General features: G+C 44.1%; 2 protein-coding genes. Both read right to left on the minus strand.

What is annotated here, in order from left to right; genetic code table 11:
* A partial coding sequence (locus HZY94_RS10050; RefSeq protein WP_257151889.1) for a reverse transcriptase domain-containing protein occupies nt 1–368 on the minus strand: 368 nt, incomplete at its 3' end.
* 550 nt (nt 369–918) lie between these two features.
* Nucleotides 919–1,305: a VOC family protein gene (locus tag HZY94_RS10055; protein ID WP_179925996.1), complete on the minus strand. Its 387-nt coding sequence runs from the start codon at nt 1,303–1,305 to the stop codon at nt 919–921.
* Nucleotides 1,306–1,452 lie beyond the last annotated feature (147 nt).

Here is a 1,452-nt window from a genome sequence, read left to right on the forward strand (position 1 = left end):
TGAATAATAGCTGTCTCACAAGAGCGATTGGGACGAAAGCCATAACTATACTCTGAGAAGTGTCTTTCACAGATTGGACTGATGGTTTGAACAATCGCTTGTTGTACCATTCTGTCCATGACTGTAGGGATTCCAAGATTTCGGACGCCACCATTTGGCTTAGGAATTTCAACTCGTAAAACTGGTTGAGGTTTGTACTTCCTCTGCTTTATAAGTTCCTTGGTTTCTCGCCAATGTTGCCGTAGGAAATTATCCATTTCCTCAATGGTAACTCCGTCGATACCAGCAGAACCCTTGTTTCTTTTTACCTGATGATAGGCTTCAAGCATATTGTTCCGAGATAATATCTTATCTAGCAATTCTGACATGTGCGTATTCCTTTCTTGTTTCGGTGTCTGAGGGACATCTTAGATTCGTGAACCTTCTCCTAGTCAATACGTGACCGTCTCCAGTTCTATCAGACCGTTCTTTTACAGACACAAGTGAAGTAGGATTACTTCGGTTAATTGTTCGCCCCTTCGCTCCATTTCCATTACAGAAACTTCATCACTACTATGGGTTCGGCTGACTTCTCATGATTCGTTGTTACTACGTCTACGACGCTCATGAGACCTCACGGGATAAGTCGTATATCTTTCCTCGTTTACTCTCGTGATCTACGCATATAGGTTACGACTACCTTTTAGGACTTTAGAGTTTTCAGCCTCCTCATCCACTACATACGCCTTCATATCACATTTCTGTTCGTAGAGCCACGATTTCGCTATCCCTTCCTCTCCCCGCTACCTCACGATAGTCAGGCTTGGGAGTCGCTATTGGGTTCACCGGTAGCAGGTGCCCACAGAGGACTTGCACCTCAGATATACGACATGCCCGTCGTACTAAAAAAAACTGTGTGGCCGCAGCCACACAGTTTTTTTATTCATGTAATTCCAAAGGAAGCCCGTCAGGGTCAAAGAAGAAGGCCATCTTTTTCTGATTAAAATCATCATAGCGGAGACCCTGGTGGGGAATGCCCACCTTATCAAAATAAGCCAAGGTTGCTTCAACATCGTCAACTTTAAAGGCCAGGTGACGCAGACCCGTATGTTCCGAATGAGGCAGGGCTGGTCTTTTGGGAGCCTGGGGTTTGACAAACAACTCCAAGACCAGGCCGTTTTTCTCGACCAGGATCAGGCGATCCTCCTTGTCTGGACGAACATGGTCCGCCTGAACGGTGAAGCCCAGATGCTCCACATAAAATTCCAACATGCGTTCAGCATTGTGGCCAATAATGGCAATATGATCAACGCCGCTAAATTCCATCTTACTCCTCCTCTAACTGATACTCATTTAAAATCAAAAGTTGAAAAATAATGGATGCTTAGTTTTGAAATACAACAATATAAAACCACTACGTATCTAGAAAGGACCTTGTCCATTCTCTATTCACAATGGATTTTAAGGTTTGGT

Origin of the sequence: Streptococcus danieliae (assembly GCF_013415245.1) — a bacterium.
In the GTDB taxonomy this organism is placed as follows: Bacteria; Bacillota; Bacilli; order Lactobacillales; family Streptococcaceae; genus Streptococcus; species Streptococcus danieliae_A.